The sequence below is a fragment of the Bacillus sp. ATD genome, from assembly GCF_050585765.1.
Lineage (GTDB): Bacteria > Bacillota > Bacilli > Bacillales > Bacillaceae > Bacillus > Bacillus stercoris.
Map to the genome: position 1 here is coordinate 262631 of NZ_JBOBQH010000002.1, position 18325 is coordinate 280955.

Below are 18325 nucleotides of genomic sequence, written 5' to 3' on the forward strand. Positions count from 1 at the left end.
CAAAAATAAAATGGGAGTAGATGTGAATGTCATATTTCAAATCGCCGGAGTGGGAATCGTGGTCGCTTTTTTACACACGATATTGGATCAGATGGGCAAGAAAGAATACGCTCAGTGGGTGACGCTGTTAGGTTTTATCTATATTTTATTTATGGTGGCCACCATTGTAGATGACCTATTCAAAAAGATAAAAGCTGTGTTTTTATTCCAAGGATAGGGGGGCTTGCAGATTGACATTGTTCAAATTGTAGGTTTAGGGCTGATCGCCACCTTCCTTTCTTTAATAGTAAAAGAACAAAAGCCGACTTTTGCTTTTTTAATCGTCGTTTTTGCCGGATGTGCCATTTTTCTTTATTTAGTAGACCAAATCTACGACATTATACGAATGATAGAAAAAATCGCGATTAATGCAAATGTCAACATGGTCTATGTTGAAACCATTTTAAAGATTATCGGAATCGCCTATATTGCTGAATTCGGGGCACAGCTCACAAAAGATGCCGGTCAAGGAGCCATCGCCTCGAAAATAGAATTGGCGGGGAAAATTTTAATTCTCGTTATGGCTGTGCCTATTTTAACCGTCATTATTGAAACGATTCTCGGACTCATACCTTCTATGTCATAACCGAAAGGAGGCGGTAGATTGAAGCGTTTTCAATGGGTTTTGCTTTTGGCCGTGCTGATCATAGCAGGGCGTGCAGAAATTGTACAAGCAGCCGGTAATCACGAACAAACGGAAGATCATGCTGAAACGGCCGAGCAATTAGCGGAAAGGACAGCAGCCTCGCTTGAAACAGATAAGATCGGAGAATTTTGGAATGATATTATGACAGAATACGGCGGACTGCTGCCGGAAAGCCAAAAAGGCAGTTTAATCGAGTTTATCAACGGCGAGAAATCATTCTCACCCCAAGAATGGCTGAAAGCTCTCTTTTCTTATTTGTTCCATGAAGTGCTAGCCAATGGAAAGCTGCTGGGCACATTGATTTTGCTCACGATTTTTTGCGTCATTCTGCAGCTTCTGCAAAATGCGTTTCAGCAAAGCACTGTCAGTAAGGTTGCATACTCAATTGTGTACATGGTGCTGATTATCCTTGCGCTGAACAGCTTTCATGTGGCAATCAATTATGCAACTGAGGCCATTCAGACGATGACCAGCTTTATCCTGGCACTCATTCCGCTCCTCTTGGCGCTTTTGGCTTCCTCAGGCGGAGCTGTATCTGCTGCCTTCTTTCATCCTGTTATCCTCTTTCTGATGAACACGAGCGGTCTCTTGATTCAAAATATTGTCATGCCGCTGATTTTCTTATCAGCGATTCTGAGCATTGTCAGCACAATGACCGAACAATACAAAGTAACGCAGCTGGCCAACCTGCTCAGAAATATCGCCATCGGAGCACTGGCTGTTTTTCTTACCATCTTTCTCGGCGTCATCTCTGTTCAGGGAGCCTCAGCTGCAGTGACAGACGGCATTACGCTCAGGACGGCTAAATTCATAACCGGAAATTTTATTCCAGTGCTTGGCCGGATGTTTACAGACGCAACAGATACAGTAATCAGCGCCTCCTTACTGCTGAAAAATACGGTAGGGATTCTGGGTGTCGCTATTTTGATCTGTATCGCGGCATTTCCGGCAATCAAAGTGCTTTCCCTCGCTTTTATTTATAAGCTGGCAGCCGCGATTCTTCAGCCGCTTGGAGGCGGGCCCGTCATCACCTGCCTCGACGTCATCAGCAAAAGCGTCATCTATATTTTTGCAGCTCTCGCCATTGTGTCCCTCATGTTTTTTTTAAGCCTTACTGTCATAATCACAGCCGGGAACCTCACGATGATGATGAAATAAAGGAGGCAGGCGAATGAGTTTTTTAACAGAATGGCTTACCACCATCGTGTTGTTTATCCTATTTGCAATTGTGATTGATATGCTGCTGCCAAGCTCCAGCATGCAAAAGTACGCAAAAATGGTAGTCAGCCTGCTCTTGATTGTCGTCATGCTTACGCCAATTTTTAAACTTTTCAAGACAGACCCCGAAGTCATCTTTGAATACCTGACAAAAAACGAGCAATCAGAGTCCGCCGACATAAAAAATCAAATCAATTCAAAAAAAATAGAAATACAAGCTTCCCAGCGCGCATATATTCTAGAAGAAATGGCTGTCCAACTAAAAAAGAAAGCGGAGGAGAGATTCAGTCATGATGAATATAAAGTAGGCAGCATCAAACTCACGGCAGGAGAAAAGGTAGATTCAGAAGAGGATATTAAAACAATCAGCGTGTATATGGCCCCGTCTTCTGAAAAAACGGTCCAAACGGTCGCGCCGGTCCACATTGATACAGATCATGCATACGTAACGAAAGAAGCAGCCGAACAAAAAGAAGCCAAACAGATCCAAACGCAGCTCGCGGACATTTGGGAAATCGGAAGTAAGAAAATTACGGTTCATATGGAAGGCGGGGAGAGTGTCGGCAATGAATAAAAACGGATTATGGAATGTATTGAAAAAGCAGTTTCTTCCGGGGCAAACGAAGGACGGCGAAAAGCCGAAGCTGACCAAATATCATTACTTTCTGTTCGTTTTTGTTCTCGGAGTTTCCTTTATGCTTGTCAGCCAGTTGTTTTCTTCACCTGAGAAAACAGAAAACGCCAAAACGATAACGGCCGTATCCTCACAAAATTCTGGAGGCAGCAAAGAGAAAACAACTGAAGTGTTTAAAGCCTCAAAATCTGACGAGCCTAAAAACTCGATCGATGATTATGAAAAAGAATACGAAAATCAGCTGAAAGAAATTCTTGAAACAATCATTGGAGTGGATGATGTCTCGGTTGTCGTGAATGTTGATGCAACGTCCCTGAAAGTATATGAAAAAAACAAATCAAACAAAAATACGACCACTGAAGAAACAGACAAAGAAGGCGGAACAAGAAGTGTTACAGACCAGACATCGGAGGAAGAAATCGTTATGATCAAAAACGGCGATAAAGAAACACCAGTCGTCGTCCAAACGAAAAAACCTGATATACGCGGTGTACTCGTTGTTGCTCAAGGAGTGGACAACGTTCAAATAAAACAAACCATTATTGAAGCGGTGACACGGGTCCTGGATGTTCCAAGCCACCGGGTTGCGGTTGCCCCTAAAAAAATAAAGGAGGATTCATAAATGCTTAAAAAACAAACCGTTTGGCTATTAACAATGCTCAGTCTTGTCGTGGTGTTAAGCGTCTACTATATCATGTCGCCGGAAAGCAAAAACGCCGTGCAAATGCAAAGTGAAAAAAGCGCGTCTGACAGTGGAGAGGTCGCAACTGAAAAAGCGCCTGCCAAGCAAGACACGAAGGAAAAAAGCGGTACAGAAACTGAAAAAGGAAAAGAAGATGGAACAAAGGGAACGAAAGATTCATCAGCAGACAAGGAAACATCCGCTGAAGCCAGTGAAAAAGGAACTGTTGTTACGGAAACAGCCGATGATGATCTGTTTACAACGTACCGTCTGGATTTAGAAGATGCCAGAAGCAAAGAAAGAGAAGAGCTGAATGCCATTGTGTCAAGCGATGATGCAACAGCCAAGGAGAAAAGCGAAGCATACGATAAAATGACGGCTCTCAGTGAAGTGGAAGGAACAGAAAAACAGCTGGAAACGCTGATTAAAACACAAGGTTACGAGGATGCGCTCGTCAATGCTGAAGGAGATAAAATCAATATTACAGTCAAATCAGACAAACACTCCAAATCGAAGGCGACAGCCATTATCGACCTTGTTGCAAAAGAAATCAAAACAATGAAAGATGTCGCTGTCACATTTGAACCCTCTAAATAAGAATGAGGAGAAAAAAGCCCGCTAAACAAGCGGGCTTTTTGCGTTGCTATCATATTAGAGTTGAATTCAAAAGTCCGCTCCTGTAAGATGAACATAGTATGTACTTTTAGTAGTAACCTATAAAAAAAGAAATTTCATACATAGGAGTGCGATTGAATGTTAAATATCAAAGAAATCCACGAGCTGATTAAAGCAATTGACGAGTCTACAATTGACGAATTCGTATATGAAAATGAAGGTGTATCCTTAAAACTGAAAAAACACGAAGCAGGCACTGTTCAAGTCATGCAGCAGGCGCCGGCAGCACCTGTACAGGCACAGGCTCCGCAGGCAGTTCAGCCGCAAGCGCAGCAAGCAGCGTCTGCACCTGCCCAAGAAGCACCAAAGCAAGATGAGAATCTACATAAAATCACTTCACCAATGGTAGGAACATTTTATGCATCTTCATCACCGGAAGCTGGCCCGTATGTAACAGCCGGTTCAAAAGTGAATGAAAACACAGTTGTCTGCATTGTAGAAGCGATGAAGCTTTTCAACGAAATCGAAGCAGAAGTGAAAGGCGAAATCGTTGAAGTATTAGTAGAAAACGGCCAGCTGGTCGAATACGGACAACCTCTATTTCTTGTAAAAGCAGAGTAAGGAGACTGAACATGATTAAAAAGCTATTGATCGCCAACAGAGGAGAAATTGCTGTCAGAATCATCAGAGCCTGCAGAGAGCTCGGTATTGAGACTGTCGCTGTTTATTCAGAAGCTGATAAAGATGCCCTTCATGTTCAAATGGCCGATGAAGCTTTTTGTATCGGGCCAAAAGCATCAAAAGACAGCTATTTAAACGTTACAAATATTGTGAGTGTTGCAAAGCTGACTGGCACGGACGCTATTCATCCGGGATATGGATTTTTAGCTGAAAATGCTGATTTCGCTGAATTATGTGAAGAAGTGAATGTCACGTTTGTCGGCCCGAGCGCTGACGCCATTTCAAAAATGGGAACAAAAGACGTTGCGCGGGAAACGATGAAACAGGCCGGCGTGCCAATCGTACCGGGTTCACAGGGAATTATAGAAAATGTGGAAGAAGCGGTTTCGCTTGCTAATGAAATTGGGTATCCTGTAATTATAAAAGCCACCGCAGGCGGAGGCGGAAAAGGAATCAGAGTTGCCCGCACTGAAGAGGAACTGATTAATGGCATTAAGATTACACAGCAGGAAGCTGCAACAGCATTCGGAAATCCAGGCGTATACATCGAAAAATACATAGAAGATTTTCGCCATGTTGAAATCCAAGTGCTTGCCGATAACTACGGAAACACCATCCATTTGGGAGAACGCGACTGCTCGATCCAAAGACGCCTGCAAAAGCTTTTGGAAGAATCACCATCTCCAGCCCTTGATTCAGAAATCAGGGAGCAGATGGGAGATGCAGCAGTAAAGGCTGCAAAAGCGGTTGGCTACACAGGTGCTGGAACAGTTGAATTTATCTATGACTACAATGAACAGCGCTATTACTTCATGGAAATGAACACGAGAATCCAGGTAGAGCACCCAGTCACAGAAATGGTGACGGGAACGGACCTGATTAAGGAACAAATCAAGGTGGCATCAGGAATGGAACTGGACCTTAAGCAAGAAGATGTTGAATTTGAAGGCTGGTCCATCGAATGCCGAATCAACGCAGAAAACCCAAGTAAAAATTTCATGCCGTCACCTGGTGAAATTAAAATGTACCTGCCTCCTGGCGGTCTTGGTGTCCGCGTCGATTCAGCTGCGTACCCGGGCTATTCCATCCCGCCGTACTATGACAGCATGATTGCAAAGGTAATCACATACGGAAAAACGAGGGATGAAGCAATTGCCCGCATGAAACGCGCATTGAGCGAATTCGTCATCGAAGGCATTGAGACAACAATCCCGTTCCATTTAAAACTGCTTGAACACGAAACATTTGTGAGCGGAGAGTTTAATACGAAATTTTTAGAAACATATGATGTAATGGGCTCATAATTTTTACGGAGGTGAATTGAATGAAAGACAACAGCTTGCTTAAAATGGATCAAGAAGATACGCATTTAGGTAAGGTTGAGATTGCACCGGAGGTCATTGAGGTCATTGCCGGCATTGCAGCATCAGAAGTTGATGGGGTTGCCGAAATGCGCGGAAACTTTGCGACAGGCGTCGTCGAGCGCTTTGGCAAAGTGAATCATGGCAAAGGCGTCAAAGTCGACCTGGCGGATGCCGGAATTACGATCGATGTATACTGTGTCGTTACATTTGGCGTTTCGATTCCGAAAGTTGCAGCGTCCGTTCAGGAAAACATTCGTCAAACCTTATTAAATATGACGTCTCTTTCGATTAACGAGATTAATATTCACATCGTCGGCATTCAATTTGACACAAAAGCCCAGGAAGTCCAAATCGACGAAGAAATGTAAATGGCTTAACACGAAACCAAGGGGAGGGCGGCCCTTTGGTTTTTTTACACGTTACCCTTTATTTCAAAGCATGAAGAAAGCCGGCTCAAAAGCCGAGTTTCTTCATGAACGTGAAATCCGAATGATCATATTAAGGTTTATGAAAATATTCGGTAATAGGGCGGAAAAACCTTGATTTCAATATGCGGATACGAAAAAAATATGTTATGATCTCTTTGTGGCTTAACGACAAGCGTATAAAGAGGATCAAAGGAGAAAGAAAATGAAAAGAAGAACAGCAAGAGAAAAAGCTTTGCAGGCACTATTTCAAATTGATGTCAGCGATATTGCAGTGAATGAAGCCATAGAACACGCACTGGATGAAGAAAAAACAGATCCTTTCTTTGAACAGCTTGTACACGGGGTATTGGAACACCAAGACCAGCTGGATGAAATGATCTCCAAGCATCTGGTGAATTGGAAGCTCGATCGGATAGCCAATGTTGACCGTGCGATTTTGCGCCTGGCAGCATATGAAATGGCATATGCCGAAGACATTCCGGTGAATGTCTCCATGAACGAAGCGATTGAGCTGGCAAAACGGTTTGGTGATGACAAAGCGACAAAGTTTGTAAACGGGGTTCTTTCTAACATTAAATCTGATATTGAACAATCATAGGAGGAAAGAAAATGACTGCAACAATCATCGACGGAAAAGAAACGGCTAGAGAAAAACGCGAACAATTGGCAAAAGAGGTAGAAGAGCTTAAAAAGCAAGGTGTCACTCCTGGACTGGCGGTTATTTTGATTGGAGATGATCCTGCTTCTCACTCTTACGTGCGAGGAAAGAAAAAAGCGGCTGAAACAATGGGAATGAATTTCAAGCTCGATCAATTTGACAGCAGCCTCACCGAAGCTGAACTGCTTTCCATTATTGATCAATATAACCAAGACCCTGAGTTTCACGGCATTCTCGTTCAGCTTCCGCTTCCAGATCATATTTCTGAAAAAGCGGTGATCGAACGTATCTCTCCTGATAAAGATGTAGACGGGTTTCATCCGTTAAACGTAGGGAAAATGCTGCTTGGTGAAGATACGTTTCTCCCTTGCACGCCTCATGGAATTGTTGAGCTTTTGAAGAAAACCAATATCGACCTTTCCGGTAAAGAGGTTGTTGTAGTCGGCCGAAGCAACATTGTCGGCAAACCTGTCGGCCAGCTTTTATTAAATGAAAACGCGACGGTTACTTACTGTCATTCAAGAACAGAAAATATTACTGATCATACGAAAAAAGCGGACATCCTGGTGGTGGCAGTGGGAAGAGCCAACTTCATCAGTGCAGACCAGATCAAAGAGGGCGCTGTTGTCATTGACGTCGGCGTTAATCGTCTGGAAAGCGGAAAGCTTTGCGGAGACGTTGAATTTGAAGGGGCAAAGGAAAAAGCGTCCTTCATCACGCCGGTTCCAGGCGGAGTAGGTCCGATGACCATCACGATGCTTGCGCATAATACTGTTAAATCTGCGAAACGTACGTTATCATAGATAATTGGAGATATTCACAGGCGGGGCGTATTGCCCGCCTTGAATATGAGCACGATACCCGCTTCTTTGGCTCCTAAAGCCAGGGCGGGTTTTTCTTTAGTTATGGTGCAGGAATGCTTAGGAGAGGAGTTTTTAGACATGGGTGAAGCAGCGTATGTTACCGTCTCAGCGCTGACGAAGTATATAAAACGAAAATTCGATGTAGATCCTCACCTTGAAAATATTTGGATTAAAGGCGAATTATCGAATGTAAAGATACACACACGAGGCCACATTTATTTCACTTTGAAAGACGAAAACGCAAGAATGCAGTCGGTGATGTTCGCGAGACAAAGCGAGCGTCTGCCTTTTAAACCTGAAAACGGTATGAAAGTGCTGGTCAGAGGCGGAATTTCCGTATATGAACCGAGCGGAAACTATCAATTATATGCCAAAGAAATGCAGCCTGACGGGGTCGGAGCGCTTTATTTAGCGTACGAAGAATTAAAAAAGAAGCTTGCCGGAGAAGGTTTATTTGACGACCGCTACAAAAAACAAATCCCCGCATTTCCAGCCACAATCGGGGTTGTGACATCTCCAACGGGTGCCGCTGTCAGAGACGTTATTACAACTCTAAAAAGAAGATATCCCCTTGTAAAAGTCATTGTTCTTCCAGCGCTCGTACAAGGCGAAAATGCGAGCAGATCCATCGTTACGCGCATTGAAGAAGCAAATGAAAAAGAGATCTGCGACGTATTAATTGTCGGGAGAGGCGGCGGTTCGATAGAAGAACTGTGGGCATTCAATGAAGAAATTGTAGCTCGCGCAATCTTTGCTTCCAATATTCCAATTATATCGGCAGTTGGGCATGAGACGGATTTTACGATCAGTGATTTTGTCGCAGATATCAGAGCAGCGACGCCGACAGGGGCAGCTGAGATTGCCGTGCCTCATACCACTGATTTAATCGAACGGACAAAAACAGCGGAAGTCAGGATGACAAGAGCGATGCAGCAGCATCTCGGCCAGAAAAAAGAACGGATTCAAACGTTGCAATCGTCCTATGCCTTTCGTTTTCCAAAGCGATTGTATGCGCAAAAAGAGCAGCAGTTTGACCTCGCGTACCAGCAGTTTCAAGCACAGCTGACCGCTCTTTTAGATCGGAAAAGCAGACAGTTGGAGCGGGAAACGTACAGATTAGAGGCACTGCATCCTCATGAACAGCTGAAGCAAGCGAAAACACGCTACGAGGAACAGACAAATCAGCTAAGAAAAAATATGAATATCCAAATGAAGCAGCTGCATTCCCAATTCCAAACAGTTCTTGGCAAGCTGAATGCACTAAGTCCTCTTCAAGTGATGGAAAGAGGATACAGTCTTGCTTATAAAGAAGATAAACTCATTAAAAGTGTCAATCAGATAGAAGAGAAGGATCGGCTAGAAGTCAAGCTGACGGATGGCGTGCTGACCTGTGAAGTATTAGAAAAGAGAGGGGAAGAAAAATGACAGACGTGAAAAAAAATGAAAACATGACTTTTGAAGAAGCGATGAAAGGGCTTGAGAGCATTGTCTCAAAGCTTGAAGAGGGGGATGTGCCTCTAGAGCAAGCGATTAACTATTTCCAAGAAGGCATGGCTTTATCAAAAATGTGCCATGAAAAGCTGCAAAAAGTCGAAAAGCAAATGGACTTCATTTTAAAAGAAGACGGCGAACTGGCACCTTTCAGTGTTCAGGAGGAAGACGAAGGTGACAAATAAATTAACGAGTTTTCTGGCGGACCGGAAAAAAACAATTGAAAATCAGCTTTTTGTATATACAGAAAAGCTTGATATGCCGGACTCATTAAAGAAATCTATGCTGTATTCTCTAGAGGCCGGCGGAAAGCGGTTGCGTCCTCTGATTGTACTGGCTGTATTAAACGCATATGGAAAAAGCGAACAAGACGGCATTCCGGTCGGCTGTGCTGTCGAAATGATTCACACGTATTCGCTAATTCATGATGATCTTCCATGCATGGATGATGACGATTTGCGCCGCGGGAAGCCGACAAATCATAAAGTATTTGGTGAAGCGACAGCAGTATTAGCGGGTGACGGACTGCTCACGGAAAGCTTTAAGCTCATCACCTCCCACGTGTCAGACGAGGTGTCAGCAGAAAAGCGCCTTCGGCTTGTCAATGAACTGATTTTAGCGGCAGGCACCGAGGGCATGGTCGGGGGGCAAGTCGCTGATATGGAAGCGGAAAACCGCCAAGTCACGCTTGAAGAGCTCGAATCCATTCATGAACGGAAAACTGCCAAGCTTCTAGGTTTTTGCGTAATCGCCGGCGCGATTTTGGCGGATGCACCTGAGGAAGATATTGAAACCCTGCGTACCTTCAGCAGCCACATTGGAATCGGTTTTCAAATCAGAGACGATATTTTAGATTTAGAAGGCAGTGAAGAGAAAATCGGCAAACGTGTCGGCTCGGATACCATAAATGACAAATCGACTTACCCGTCACTTCTTTCACTGGAAGGGGCCAAACGTAAATTGGATGCTCATATAAAAGAGGCGAAGCGATTAATCGGCGGACTCTCTCTTCAAAAAGACCTTTTGTATGAGCTTTGTGATTTAATTGCGGCAAGAGATCACTAAAACGATCCTAATTTGAAGCGGCTGCACGAGATATGGTAAAATGTAAGCAGTTTATATGAAAAACGAAAAGGAAAGCGCGTTTGTCTTTTTTTATGTCCGAGATGATTGTCCAGCTCGGCATTCTGGAAGACATGTGTCATTGCAGAAATTCATGCTGAAAGTGAGTTGATCCGCTTTGGATCTTTTATCAATACAGGACCCGTCGTTTTTAAAAAACATGTCCATTGATGAATTAGAGAAATTAAGTGATGAAATCCGTCAGTTTTTAATTACAAGTTTATCCGCTTCCGGCGGCCACATCGGCCCAAACTTAGGTGTCGTAGAGCTTACTGTTGCACTGCATAAGGAATTTAACAGCCCGAAAGACAAGTTTTTATGGGATGTAGGCCATCAGTCGTATGTCCATAAGCTGCTGACAGGTCGCGGAAAAGAATTTGCGACGCTTCGCCAGTACAAAGGGCTTTGCGGATTTCCAAAGCGGAGCGAAAGCGAGCACGATGTTTGGGAAACCGGGCACAGCTCGACTTCTCTGTCAGGCGCGATGGGAATGGCAGCTGCGCGTGATATTAAAGGAACGGATGAATATATTATTCCGATTATTGGGGACGGCGCGCTGACCGGCGGAATGGCGCTTGAAGCCCTTAATCACATCGGCGACGAGAAAAAAGACATGATTGTCATTCTTAATGATAATGAAATGAGTATTGCACCAAATGTCGGCGCCATTCATTCTATGCTCGGACGGCTTCGCACTGCGGGGAAATACCAGTGGGTCAAAGATGAGCTTGAATACTTATTTAGAAAGATTCCGGCAGTTGGAGGCAAGCTTGCCGCGACAGCTGAACGGGTCAAAGACAGCCTGAAATACATGCTCGTCTCCGGAATGTTTTTCGAGGAGCTTGGTTTTACGTATTTGGGCCCGGTGGACGGACATTCTTATCATGAGCTGATTGAGAATCTTCAATACGCCAAAAAAACGAAAGGCCCTGTTCTCCTGCATGTCATCACGAAAAAAGGGAAGGGGTACAAACCGGCTGAGACCGATACAATTGGAACATGGCACGGTACCGGACCATACAAAATTAATACCGGTGACTTTGTAAAACCGAAAGCCGCAGCTCCTTCATGGAGCGGCCTTGTCAGTGGAACTGTGCAGCGAATGGCGCGCGAAGACGGACGCATTGTAGCCATTACGCCGGCTATGCCTGTCGGTTCAAAGCTTGAAGGGTTCGCAAAGGAATTCCCTGACCGGATGTTCGACGTAGGAATCGCAGAACAGCATGCGGCAACAATGGCTGCAGCTATGGCAATGCAGGGTATGAAGCCGTTTTTGGCAATTTACTCAACCTTCCTGCAAAGGGCATATGACCAAGTCGTTCATGACATCTGCCGCCAAAACGCCAATGTGTTTATTGGAATTGACCGTGCAGGACTCGTTGGCGCAGATGGAGAGACACATCAAGGCGTGTTTGATATTGCGTTTATGCGTCACATTCCAAACATGGTCTTAATGATGCCGAAAGACGAAAATGAAGGCCAGCACATGGTTCATACAGCACTTAGCTATGACGAAGGTCCGATAGCGATGCGTTTTCCGCGCGGAAACGGACTCGGCGTAAAAATGGATGAACAGTTGAAAACGATTCCGATCGGTACGTGGGAGGTGCTGCGTCCAGGGAACGATGCTGTCATCTTAACATTCGGTACAACAATTGAAATGGCGATTGAGGCAGCCGAAGAGCTGCAGAAAGAAGGCCTTTCCGTGCGCGTTGTGAATGCGCGTTTTATTAAGCCGATTGATGAAAAGATGATGAAGAGTATCCTAAAAGAAGGCTTGCCCATTTTAACAATTGAAGAAGCGGTCTTAGAAGGCGGTTTCGGAAGCTCGATTTTAGAATTCGCTCATGATCAAGGTGAATATCATACACCGATCGACAGAATGGGTATCCCTGATCGGTTTATTGAACACGGAAGCGTAACCGCGCTTCTAGAGGAAATTGGACTGACAAAACAGCAGGTGGCAAACCGTATTAGATTACTGATGCCGCCAAAGACACACAAAGGAATTGGATCATGACGTCAAAGAAAGAACGATTAGATGTATTATTAGTGGAAAGAGGGCTGGCGGAAACGCGTGAAAAAGCCAAAAGAGCCATTATGGCGGGGATCGTCTATTCAAACGAAAACCGCTTGGACAAGCCTGGAGAAAAAATTGACCGCGACCTTCCGTTAACCGTAAAAGGAAACCCGCTGAGGTATGTGAGCAGGGGCGGTTTAAAGCTCGAAAAAGCGCTGAAGGAATTTCCCGTCTCTGTCAAAGATAAAATTATGATTGATATTGGCTCCTCCACTGGCGGTTTTACGGACTGCGCTTTGCAAAATGGAGCTAAACAGTCATACGCTGTGGATGTAGGCTATAATCAGCTTGCGTGGAAGCTCAGACAGGATGAACGGGTCGTCGTGATGGAACGGACGAACTTCCGTTATGCAACACCGGCAGACTTTACAAAGGGCATGCCGGAGTTTGCCACAATAGATGTGTCCTTTATTTCCTTGCGGCTCATCCTTCCTGTCCTTAAAACATTGCTCGTACCGGGCAGCGACTGCATGGCTCTTGTTAAGCCTCAGTTTGAAGCGGGACGGGAATCGGTCGGCAAAAAAGGGATTGTCAGAGATCCTAAAGTGCATGCTGATGTGCTCAAGCGAATGATCAGTTTTTCTGCCGCTGAAGGCTATATCTGTAAAGGCCTGTCATTTTCTCCGATCACGGGAGGAGACGGAAATATTGAGTTTCTCCTTCATTTGTATTGGCCGGGAGAGGGACAGGCAGGTCAGGAACTGCCGGAAGAAGAGATCATGCGCGTTGTAGAAGAGGCACATACGACGTTAAAAGAAAAAAAAGCAGATGTACCGGAATAATAGTGCGCTATTATTCCTTTTTTCTGCATTCATGTACAATGTGCAGAGAATCATATAACATAAAAGAACAGATAAGCTGGAAATAGAGGTGCTTACATGAACAAAGGCCAGAGGCATATTAAAATCAGAGAGATCATTACGAGCAATGAAATCGAAACGCAGGATGAATTGGTCGACATGCTGAAGCAGGATGGCTACAAAGTGACGCAAGCGACGGTATCACGGGATATTAAAGAACTTCACCTTGTAAAAGTCCCTACGAATAATGGTTCTTACAAATACAGTCTTCCGGCGGACCAGCGTTTCAATCCGCTTTCAAAGCTAAAGCGGGCATTGATGGACGCATTTGTGAAAATAGACTCAGCAAGCCATATGATTGTGCTGAAAACGATGCCGGGCAATGCCCAGGCAATCGGGGCGCTGATGGACAATTTGGACTGGGATGAAATGATGGGGACCATTTGCGGAGATGATACGATTTTAATTATTTGCCGGACTCCTGAAGATACAGAAGGCGTAAAAAACAGGCTGCTTGAACTGCTGTAACAGAAAAACTAACAAAGATAAGAGGTGTAATGCTGTTTGTTAGCTGAACTATCGATTAAAAACTTTGCCATTATTGAGGAACTGACGGTTTCTTTTGAACGCGGGCTTACGGTTTTAACAGGAGAAACCGGAGCCGGCAAATCCATCATTATAGATGCCATTTCTCTTTTAGTCGGAGGCCGCGGATCATCTGAATTTGTTAGATATGGGGAAGCAAAAGCAGAACTTGAAGGGCTGTTTCTTTTGGAGAGCGGCCATCCCGTTTTAGGCGTATGCGCTGAGCAGGGAATCGACGTTTCAGACGAAATGATCATCATGAGAAGAGATATCAGCACGAGCGGGAAAAGCGTTTGCCGTGTCAATGGCAAGCTTGTCACGATTGCCTCGCTAAGAGAGATCGGCAGGCTTTTATTAGATATTCACGGGCAGCACGATAACCAGCTGTTAATGGAAGACGAAAATCATCTTCAGCTCTTGGACAAGTTTGCCGGAGCCGAAGTGGAAAGCGCGCTCCAAGCGTATCAGGAAGGGTACCATCGGTATATGAAGCTGCTCAAAAAGCTAAAACAGCTTTCTGAAAGCGAACAGGAAATGGCCCATCGCCTTGATCTCATTCAATTTCAGCTCGAAGAAATCGAATCAGCAAAGCTTGAGATCAACGAAGATGAACAGCTTCAAGAAGAGCGTCAGCAAATTTCAAACTTTGAGAAGATATATGAATCGCTGCAAAATGCATATAATGCGCTTCGCAGTGAACAGAGCGGATTGGACTGGGTCGGAATGGCATCAGCCCAGCTTGAAGATATATCTGATATTAACGAACCGCTGAAAAAACTGTCTGAGAGTGTTTCGAACTCCTACTATCTGCTTGAGGACGCTACATTTCAGATGAGAAATATGCTGGATGAGCTTGAATATGATCCAGAACGCCTGAACTATATTGAGACGCGGCTCAATGAAATCAAACAGCTGAAACGAAAATACGGTGCCACTGTCGAGGACATTTTGGAATACGCTTCTAAAATTGAAGAAGAAATTGACCAAATTGAAAACAGGGACAGCCACCTCCAAAGTCTGAAAAAGGAGCTTGACTCCGTTGGCAAGGATGTCGCAGTGGAAGCGGCAAATGTTTCTCAAATCCGGAAAACATGGGCGAAAAAACTGGCTGATGAGATTCATCGGGAATTAAAAAGCCTGTACATGGAAAAATCAACGTTTGATACGGAATTCAAAATCAGACAAGCGTCACGCAATGAAGAGGCACCGGTTGTAAACGGCCAGCCTGTTCAGCTGACTGAACAAGGGATCGATCTGGTGAAGTTTTTAATTTCAACCAATACAGGCGAGCCGCTGAAATCTCTTTCGAAAGTCGCTTCAGGTGGAGAGCTGTCACGGGTGATGCTTGCCATAAAAAGCATTTTTTCCTCACAGCAGGATGTGACATCGATCATTTTTGATGAGGTTGATACCGGTGTAAGCGGCAGGGTCGCACAGGCAATCGCTGAGAAGATCCATAAAGTGTCAATAGGATCACAAGTGCTTTGTATTACACACTTGCCTCAGGTGGCTGCCATGGCCGATACGCATCTTTATATTGCGAAGGAGTTAAAAGACGGCAGAACGACGACACGTGTCAAGCCGCTTTCTAAGCAGGAAAAAATAGTGGAAATCGGACGCATGATTGCAGGTGTCGAGGTAACCGATTTAACGAAACGCCATGCGAAAGAACTTTTAAAACAAGCGGATCAAGTCAAAACAACTGGGTAAGCTGCGCGAAAAGCGCAGCTTATTTTTTTTGTTTACATCCATTCGTTCATCAGTATATCCAATGTTTTTCTTCATATGACAGTTATAAATAAGCCGCCAGAAGGCAAAATTAAATGATGTAGCAGCAAGTCATAAAGAAGGTGTGGGATAGGAGCGAGGAGAGTGAAGTAGTGAATGCCCGATAACATCAGAAAAGCAGTAGGTTTAATTCTCCTTGTTTCGTTATTAAGTGTAGGTTTATGCAAACCGCTAAAAGAGTATTTACTGATTCCAACGCAAATGAGAGTATTTGAAACCCAAACACAAGCGATTGAAACAAGTTTATCGGTAAACGCTCAGACATCAGAATCATCAGAAGCGTTTACAGTAAAAAAAGATCCGCACGAAATTAAGGTGACAGGCAAAAAGTCAGGTGAGTCAGAATTAGTATACGATCTTGCCGGATTTCCAATTAAAAAAACAAAAGTGCAAGTTCTTCCTGATTTAAAGGTGATACCTGGCGGACAATCAATCGGTGTAAAACTTCATTCCGTCGGTGTTCTTGTCGTCGGATTCCATCAAATCAATACAAGTGAAGGCAAAAAATCTCCGGGAGAAACGGCCGGAATTGAAGCGGGCGACATTATTATTGAGATGAATGGACAGAAAATTGAAAAAATGAACGATGTAGCCCCATTTATCCAAAAAGCCGGAAAAACCGGTGAATCTTTAGATTTACTGATCAAACGTGACAAACAAAAAATCAAAACAAAGTTGATTCCACAAAAGGATGAACAAGAAGGCAAATACAGAATCGGATTATATATCAGGGATTCTGCTGCCGGCATTGGCACTATGACCTTTTATGAACCGAAAACAAAAAAATATGGAGCACTTGGACACGTGATTTCCGATATGGACACAAAGAAACCAATTGTGGTGGAGAATGGAGAAATCGTTAAATCCACTGTAACATCAATTGAAAAAGGGACAGGCGGTAATCCGGGAGAAAAACTGGCACGATTTTCCTCAGAACGCAAAACGATCGGGGATATTAACAGAAACAGCCCATTCGGGATTTTCGGCACGCTGCATCAGCCGATTCAAAACAACATTTCAGATCAAGCACTGCCGGTTGCATTTTCTACTGAAGTCAAAAAAGGGCCGGCTGAAATTTTAACGGTCATTGATGATGACAAGGTGGAAAAATTTGATATTGAAATCGTCAGCACAACGCCGCAAAAATTCCCTGCGACAAAAGGAATGGTGTTGAAAATTACTGATCCAAGGCTGTTGAAAGAAACAGGAGGCATCGTACAGGGGATGAGCGGAAGCCCGATCATTCAAAATGGAAAAGTGATCGGCGCTGTCACCCATGTGTTTGTAAATGACCCGACAAGCGGCTACGGTGTTCATATTGAATGGATGCTGTCAGAAGCAGGAATCGATATTTACGGAAAAGAAAAAGCAAGCTGACTGCCGGAGTTTCCGGCAGTTTTTTTGTTTTGATCCCTCTTCACTTCTCAGAATACATACGGTAAAATATACAAAAGAAGATTTTTCGACAAATTCACGTTTCCTTGTTTGTCAAATTTCATTTTTAGTCGAAAAACAGAGAAAAACATAGAATAACAAAGATATGCCACTAATATTGGTGATTATGATTTTTTTAGAGGGTATATAGCGGTTTTGTCGAATGTAAACATGTAGCAAGGGTGAATCCTGTTAACTACATTTGGGGAGGAAGAAACGTGGAGAAAATTAAAGTTTGTGTTGCTGATGATAATCGAGAGCTGGTAAGCCTGTTGAGTGAATATATAGAAGGACAGGAAGACATGGAAGTGATCGGCGTTGCTTATAACGGACAGGAATGCCTGTCGTTGTTTAAAGAAAAAGATCCCGATGTGCTCGTATTAGATATTATTATGCCGCATTTAGACGGACTTGCGGTTTTAGAGAGGCTGAGGGAATCAGATCTGAAAAAACAGCCGAATGTCATCATGCTGACAGCCTTTGGGCAGGAAGATGTCACGAAAAAGGCCGTCGATTTAGGCGCGTCCTACTTTATTCTCAAACCGTTTGATATGGAAAACCTTGTCGGTCATATCCGCCAGGTCAGCGGAAATGCCAGCAGTGTGACGCATCGTGCGCCATCATCGCAAAGCAGCATTATACGCAGCAGCCAGCCTGAACCAAAGAAGAAAAATCTCGACGCGAGCATCACAAGCATTATCCATGAAATCGGCGTCCCAGCCCATATTAAAGGCTATCTCTATCTGCGTGAAGCAATCTCAATGGTATACAATGACATCGAATTGCTCGGCAGCATTACAAAAGTCCTCTATCCGGACATCGCCAAAAAATTCAACACAACCGCAAGCCGTGTAGAAAGAGCGATCCGCCATGCAATTGAAGTGGCATGGAGCAGAGGAAACATTGATTCCATTTCCTCGCTGTTTGGTTATACTGTCAGCATGACAAAAGCTAAACCTACCAACAGCGAATTCATTGCAATGGTTGCGGATAAGCTTAGATTAGAACATAAGGCTTCTTAAACATGTGGATATTATGTGATAATTAAATCAAACGTCTTTTATTTATTGGTTTGCGCTGATAAATAGGAGGCGTTTTGTTTTTGGGGACATTTGTTATCATAGGTGATGGATATGAAAAATTTATTTTCCGTAAGGAGTGAGGTATGGGTTTGAAAAATATGGTCTGCTGATTGCT

Annotated in this window: 20 protein-coding genes; all 20 read left to right on the top strand. The window is 44.0% G+C overall.

Annotated elements, in window-relative coordinates:
• Nucleotides 1–10 precede the first annotated feature (10 nt).
• The 20 genes from spoIIIAC to spo0A all read left to right on the top strand — a co-directional run bounded on the left by spoIIIAC (nucleotide 11) and on the right by spo0A (nucleotide 18150).
• Entirely contained in the window at nucleotides 11–217 is a 207-nt protein-coding gene (gene spoIIIAC, locus ACQXR1_RS05875) for a stage III sporulation protein AC (RefSeq protein ID WP_003153142.1), read from the top strand.
• A 6-nt stretch (nucleotides 218–223) separates the two neighbouring features.
• Nucleotides 224–625 carry a stage III sporulation protein AD gene (gene spoIIIAD / locus ACQXR1_RS05880; RefSeq protein ID WP_003230228.1) on the top strand — a complete coding sequence of 134 codons (402 nt, stop codon included), beginning with the start codon at nucleotides 224–226 and terminating at the stop codon, nucleotides 623–625.
• 18 nt (nucleotides 626–643) lie between these two features.
• Nucleotides 644–1843, top strand: a complete 1200-nt coding sequence (spoIIIAE, locus tag ACQXR1_RS05885) for a stage III sporulation protein AE (protein ID WP_071581431.1) — start codon at nucleotides 644–646, stop codon at nucleotides 1841–1843.
• 13 nt (nucleotides 1844–1856) lie between these two features.
• On the top strand, nucleotides 1857–2477 hold the full coding sequence (gene spoIIIAF, locus ACQXR1_RS05890) for a stage III sporulation protein AF (protein ID WP_040082662.1): 621 nt from the start codon (nucleotides 1857–1859) through the stop codon (nucleotides 2475–2477).
• A complete protein-coding gene (gene spoIIIAG, locus ACQXR1_RS05895) occupies nucleotides 2470–3159 on the top strand; it encodes a stage III sporulation protein AG (RefSeq protein ID WP_418657151.1) in 690 nt (229 codons plus the stop codon). Before spoIIIAF ends, spoIIIAG begins: the two co-directional genes overlap by 8 nt.
• On the top strand, nucleotides 3160–3816 hold the full coding sequence (gene spoIIIAH / locus ACQXR1_RS05900) for a stage III sporulation ratchet engulfment protein SpoIIIAH (RefSeq protein ID WP_003230250.1): 657 nt from the start codon (nucleotides 3160–3162) through the stop codon (nucleotides 3814–3816).
• A gap of 156 nt (nucleotides 3817–3972) precedes the next feature.
• The gene (gene accB / locus ACQXR1_RS05905) at nucleotides 3973–4455 is read left to right on the top strand and encodes an acetyl-CoA carboxylase biotin carboxyl carrier protein (RefSeq protein WP_014664564.1); all 483 of its coding nucleotides are present in this window, start codon (nucleotides 3973–3975) and stop codon (nucleotides 4453–4455) included.
• Nucleotides 4456–4466: 11 nt separating this feature from the next.
• The gene (accC, locus tag ACQXR1_RS05910) at nucleotides 4467–5819 is read left to right on the top strand and encodes an acetyl-CoA carboxylase biotin carboxylase subunit (protein ID WP_014664563.1); all 1353 of its coding nucleotides are present in this window, start codon (nucleotides 4467–4469) and stop codon (nucleotides 5817–5819) included.
• Between the two features lie 20 nt (nucleotides 5820–5839).
• Nucleotides 5840–6247, top strand: a complete 408-nt coding sequence (yqhY, locus tag ACQXR1_RS05915; protein WP_147772226.1) for a fatty acid biosynthesis protein YqhY — start codon at nucleotides 5840–5842, stop codon at nucleotides 6245–6247.
• A 262-nt stretch (nucleotides 6248–6509) separates the two neighbouring features.
• Nucleotides 6510–6905, top strand: coding sequence for a transcription antitermination factor NusB (nusB, locus tag ACQXR1_RS05920; RefSeq protein WP_003230256.1), 396 nt, complete (start codon nucleotides 6510–6512; stop codon nucleotides 6903–6905).
• A gap of 11 nt (nucleotides 6906–6916) precedes the next feature.
• Nucleotides 6917–7768: a bifunctional methylenetetrahydrofolate dehydrogenase/methenyltetrahydrofolate cyclohydrolase FolD gene (gene folD / locus ACQXR1_RS05925; RefSeq protein ID WP_430771846.1), complete on the top strand. Its 852-nt coding sequence runs from the start codon at nucleotides 6917–6919 to the stop codon at nucleotides 7766–7768.
• A gap of 138 nt (nucleotides 7769–7906) precedes the next feature.
• Nucleotides 7907–9253, top strand: coding sequence for an exodeoxyribonuclease VII large subunit (gene xseA, locus ACQXR1_RS05930; RefSeq protein ID WP_430771847.1), 1347 nt, complete (start codon nucleotides 7907–7909; stop codon nucleotides 9251–9253).
• Complete coding sequence (locus tag ACQXR1_RS05935) at nucleotides 9250–9504, top strand: exodeoxyribonuclease VII small subunit (RefSeq protein ID WP_003226409.1); 255 nt, start codon at nucleotides 9250–9252, stop codon at nucleotides 9502–9504. Before xseA ends, ACQXR1_RS05935 begins: the two co-directional genes overlap by 4 nt.
• The gene (locus tag ACQXR1_RS05940; protein ID WP_430771848.1) at nucleotides 9494–10384 is read left to right on the top strand and encodes a polyprenyl synthetase family protein; all 891 of its coding nucleotides are present in this window, start codon (nucleotides 9494–9496) and stop codon (nucleotides 10382–10384) included. Before ACQXR1_RS05935 ends, ACQXR1_RS05940 begins: the two co-directional genes overlap by 11 nt.
• A 175-nt stretch (nucleotides 10385–10559) precedes the next feature.
• Entirely contained in the window at nucleotides 10560–12461 is a 1902-nt protein-coding gene (gene dxs / locus ACQXR1_RS05945) for a 1-deoxy-D-xylulose-5-phosphate synthase (RefSeq protein ID WP_069839471.1), read from the top strand.
• Nucleotides 12458–13303 carry a TlyA family RNA methyltransferase gene (locus tag ACQXR1_RS05950; protein ID WP_014664557.1) on the top strand — a complete coding sequence of 282 codons (846 nt, stop codon included), beginning with the start codon at nucleotides 12458–12460 and terminating at the stop codon, nucleotides 13301–13303. Before dxs ends, ACQXR1_RS05950 begins: the two co-directional genes overlap by 4 nt.
• 96 nt (nucleotides 13304–13399) lie before the next feature.
• Entirely contained in the window at nucleotides 13400–13849 is a 450-nt protein-coding gene (gene argR / locus ACQXR1_RS05955) for an arginine repressor ArgR (protein ID WP_003230265.1), read from the top strand.
• Nucleotides 13850–13885: 36 nt separating this feature from the next.
• Nucleotides 13886–15616, top strand: coding sequence for a DNA repair protein RecN (gene recN, locus ACQXR1_RS05960; protein ID WP_095431668.1), 1731 nt, complete (start codon nucleotides 13886–13888; stop codon nucleotides 15614–15616).
• Between the two features lie 174 nt (nucleotides 15617–15790).
• On the top strand, nucleotides 15791–17071 hold the full coding sequence (gene spoIVB, locus ACQXR1_RS05965; RefSeq protein ID WP_069149849.1) for a SpoIVB peptidase: 1281 nt from the start codon (nucleotides 15791–15793) through the stop codon (nucleotides 17069–17071).
• A 275-nt stretch (nucleotides 17072–17346) separates the two neighbouring features.
• Complete coding sequence (gene spo0A, locus ACQXR1_RS05970) at nucleotides 17347–18150, top strand: sporulation transcription factor Spo0A (RefSeq protein WP_003226427.1); 804 nt, start codon at nucleotides 17347–17349, stop codon at nucleotides 18148–18150.
• The last annotated feature ends 175 nt before the right edge of the window (nucleotides 18151–18325 follow it).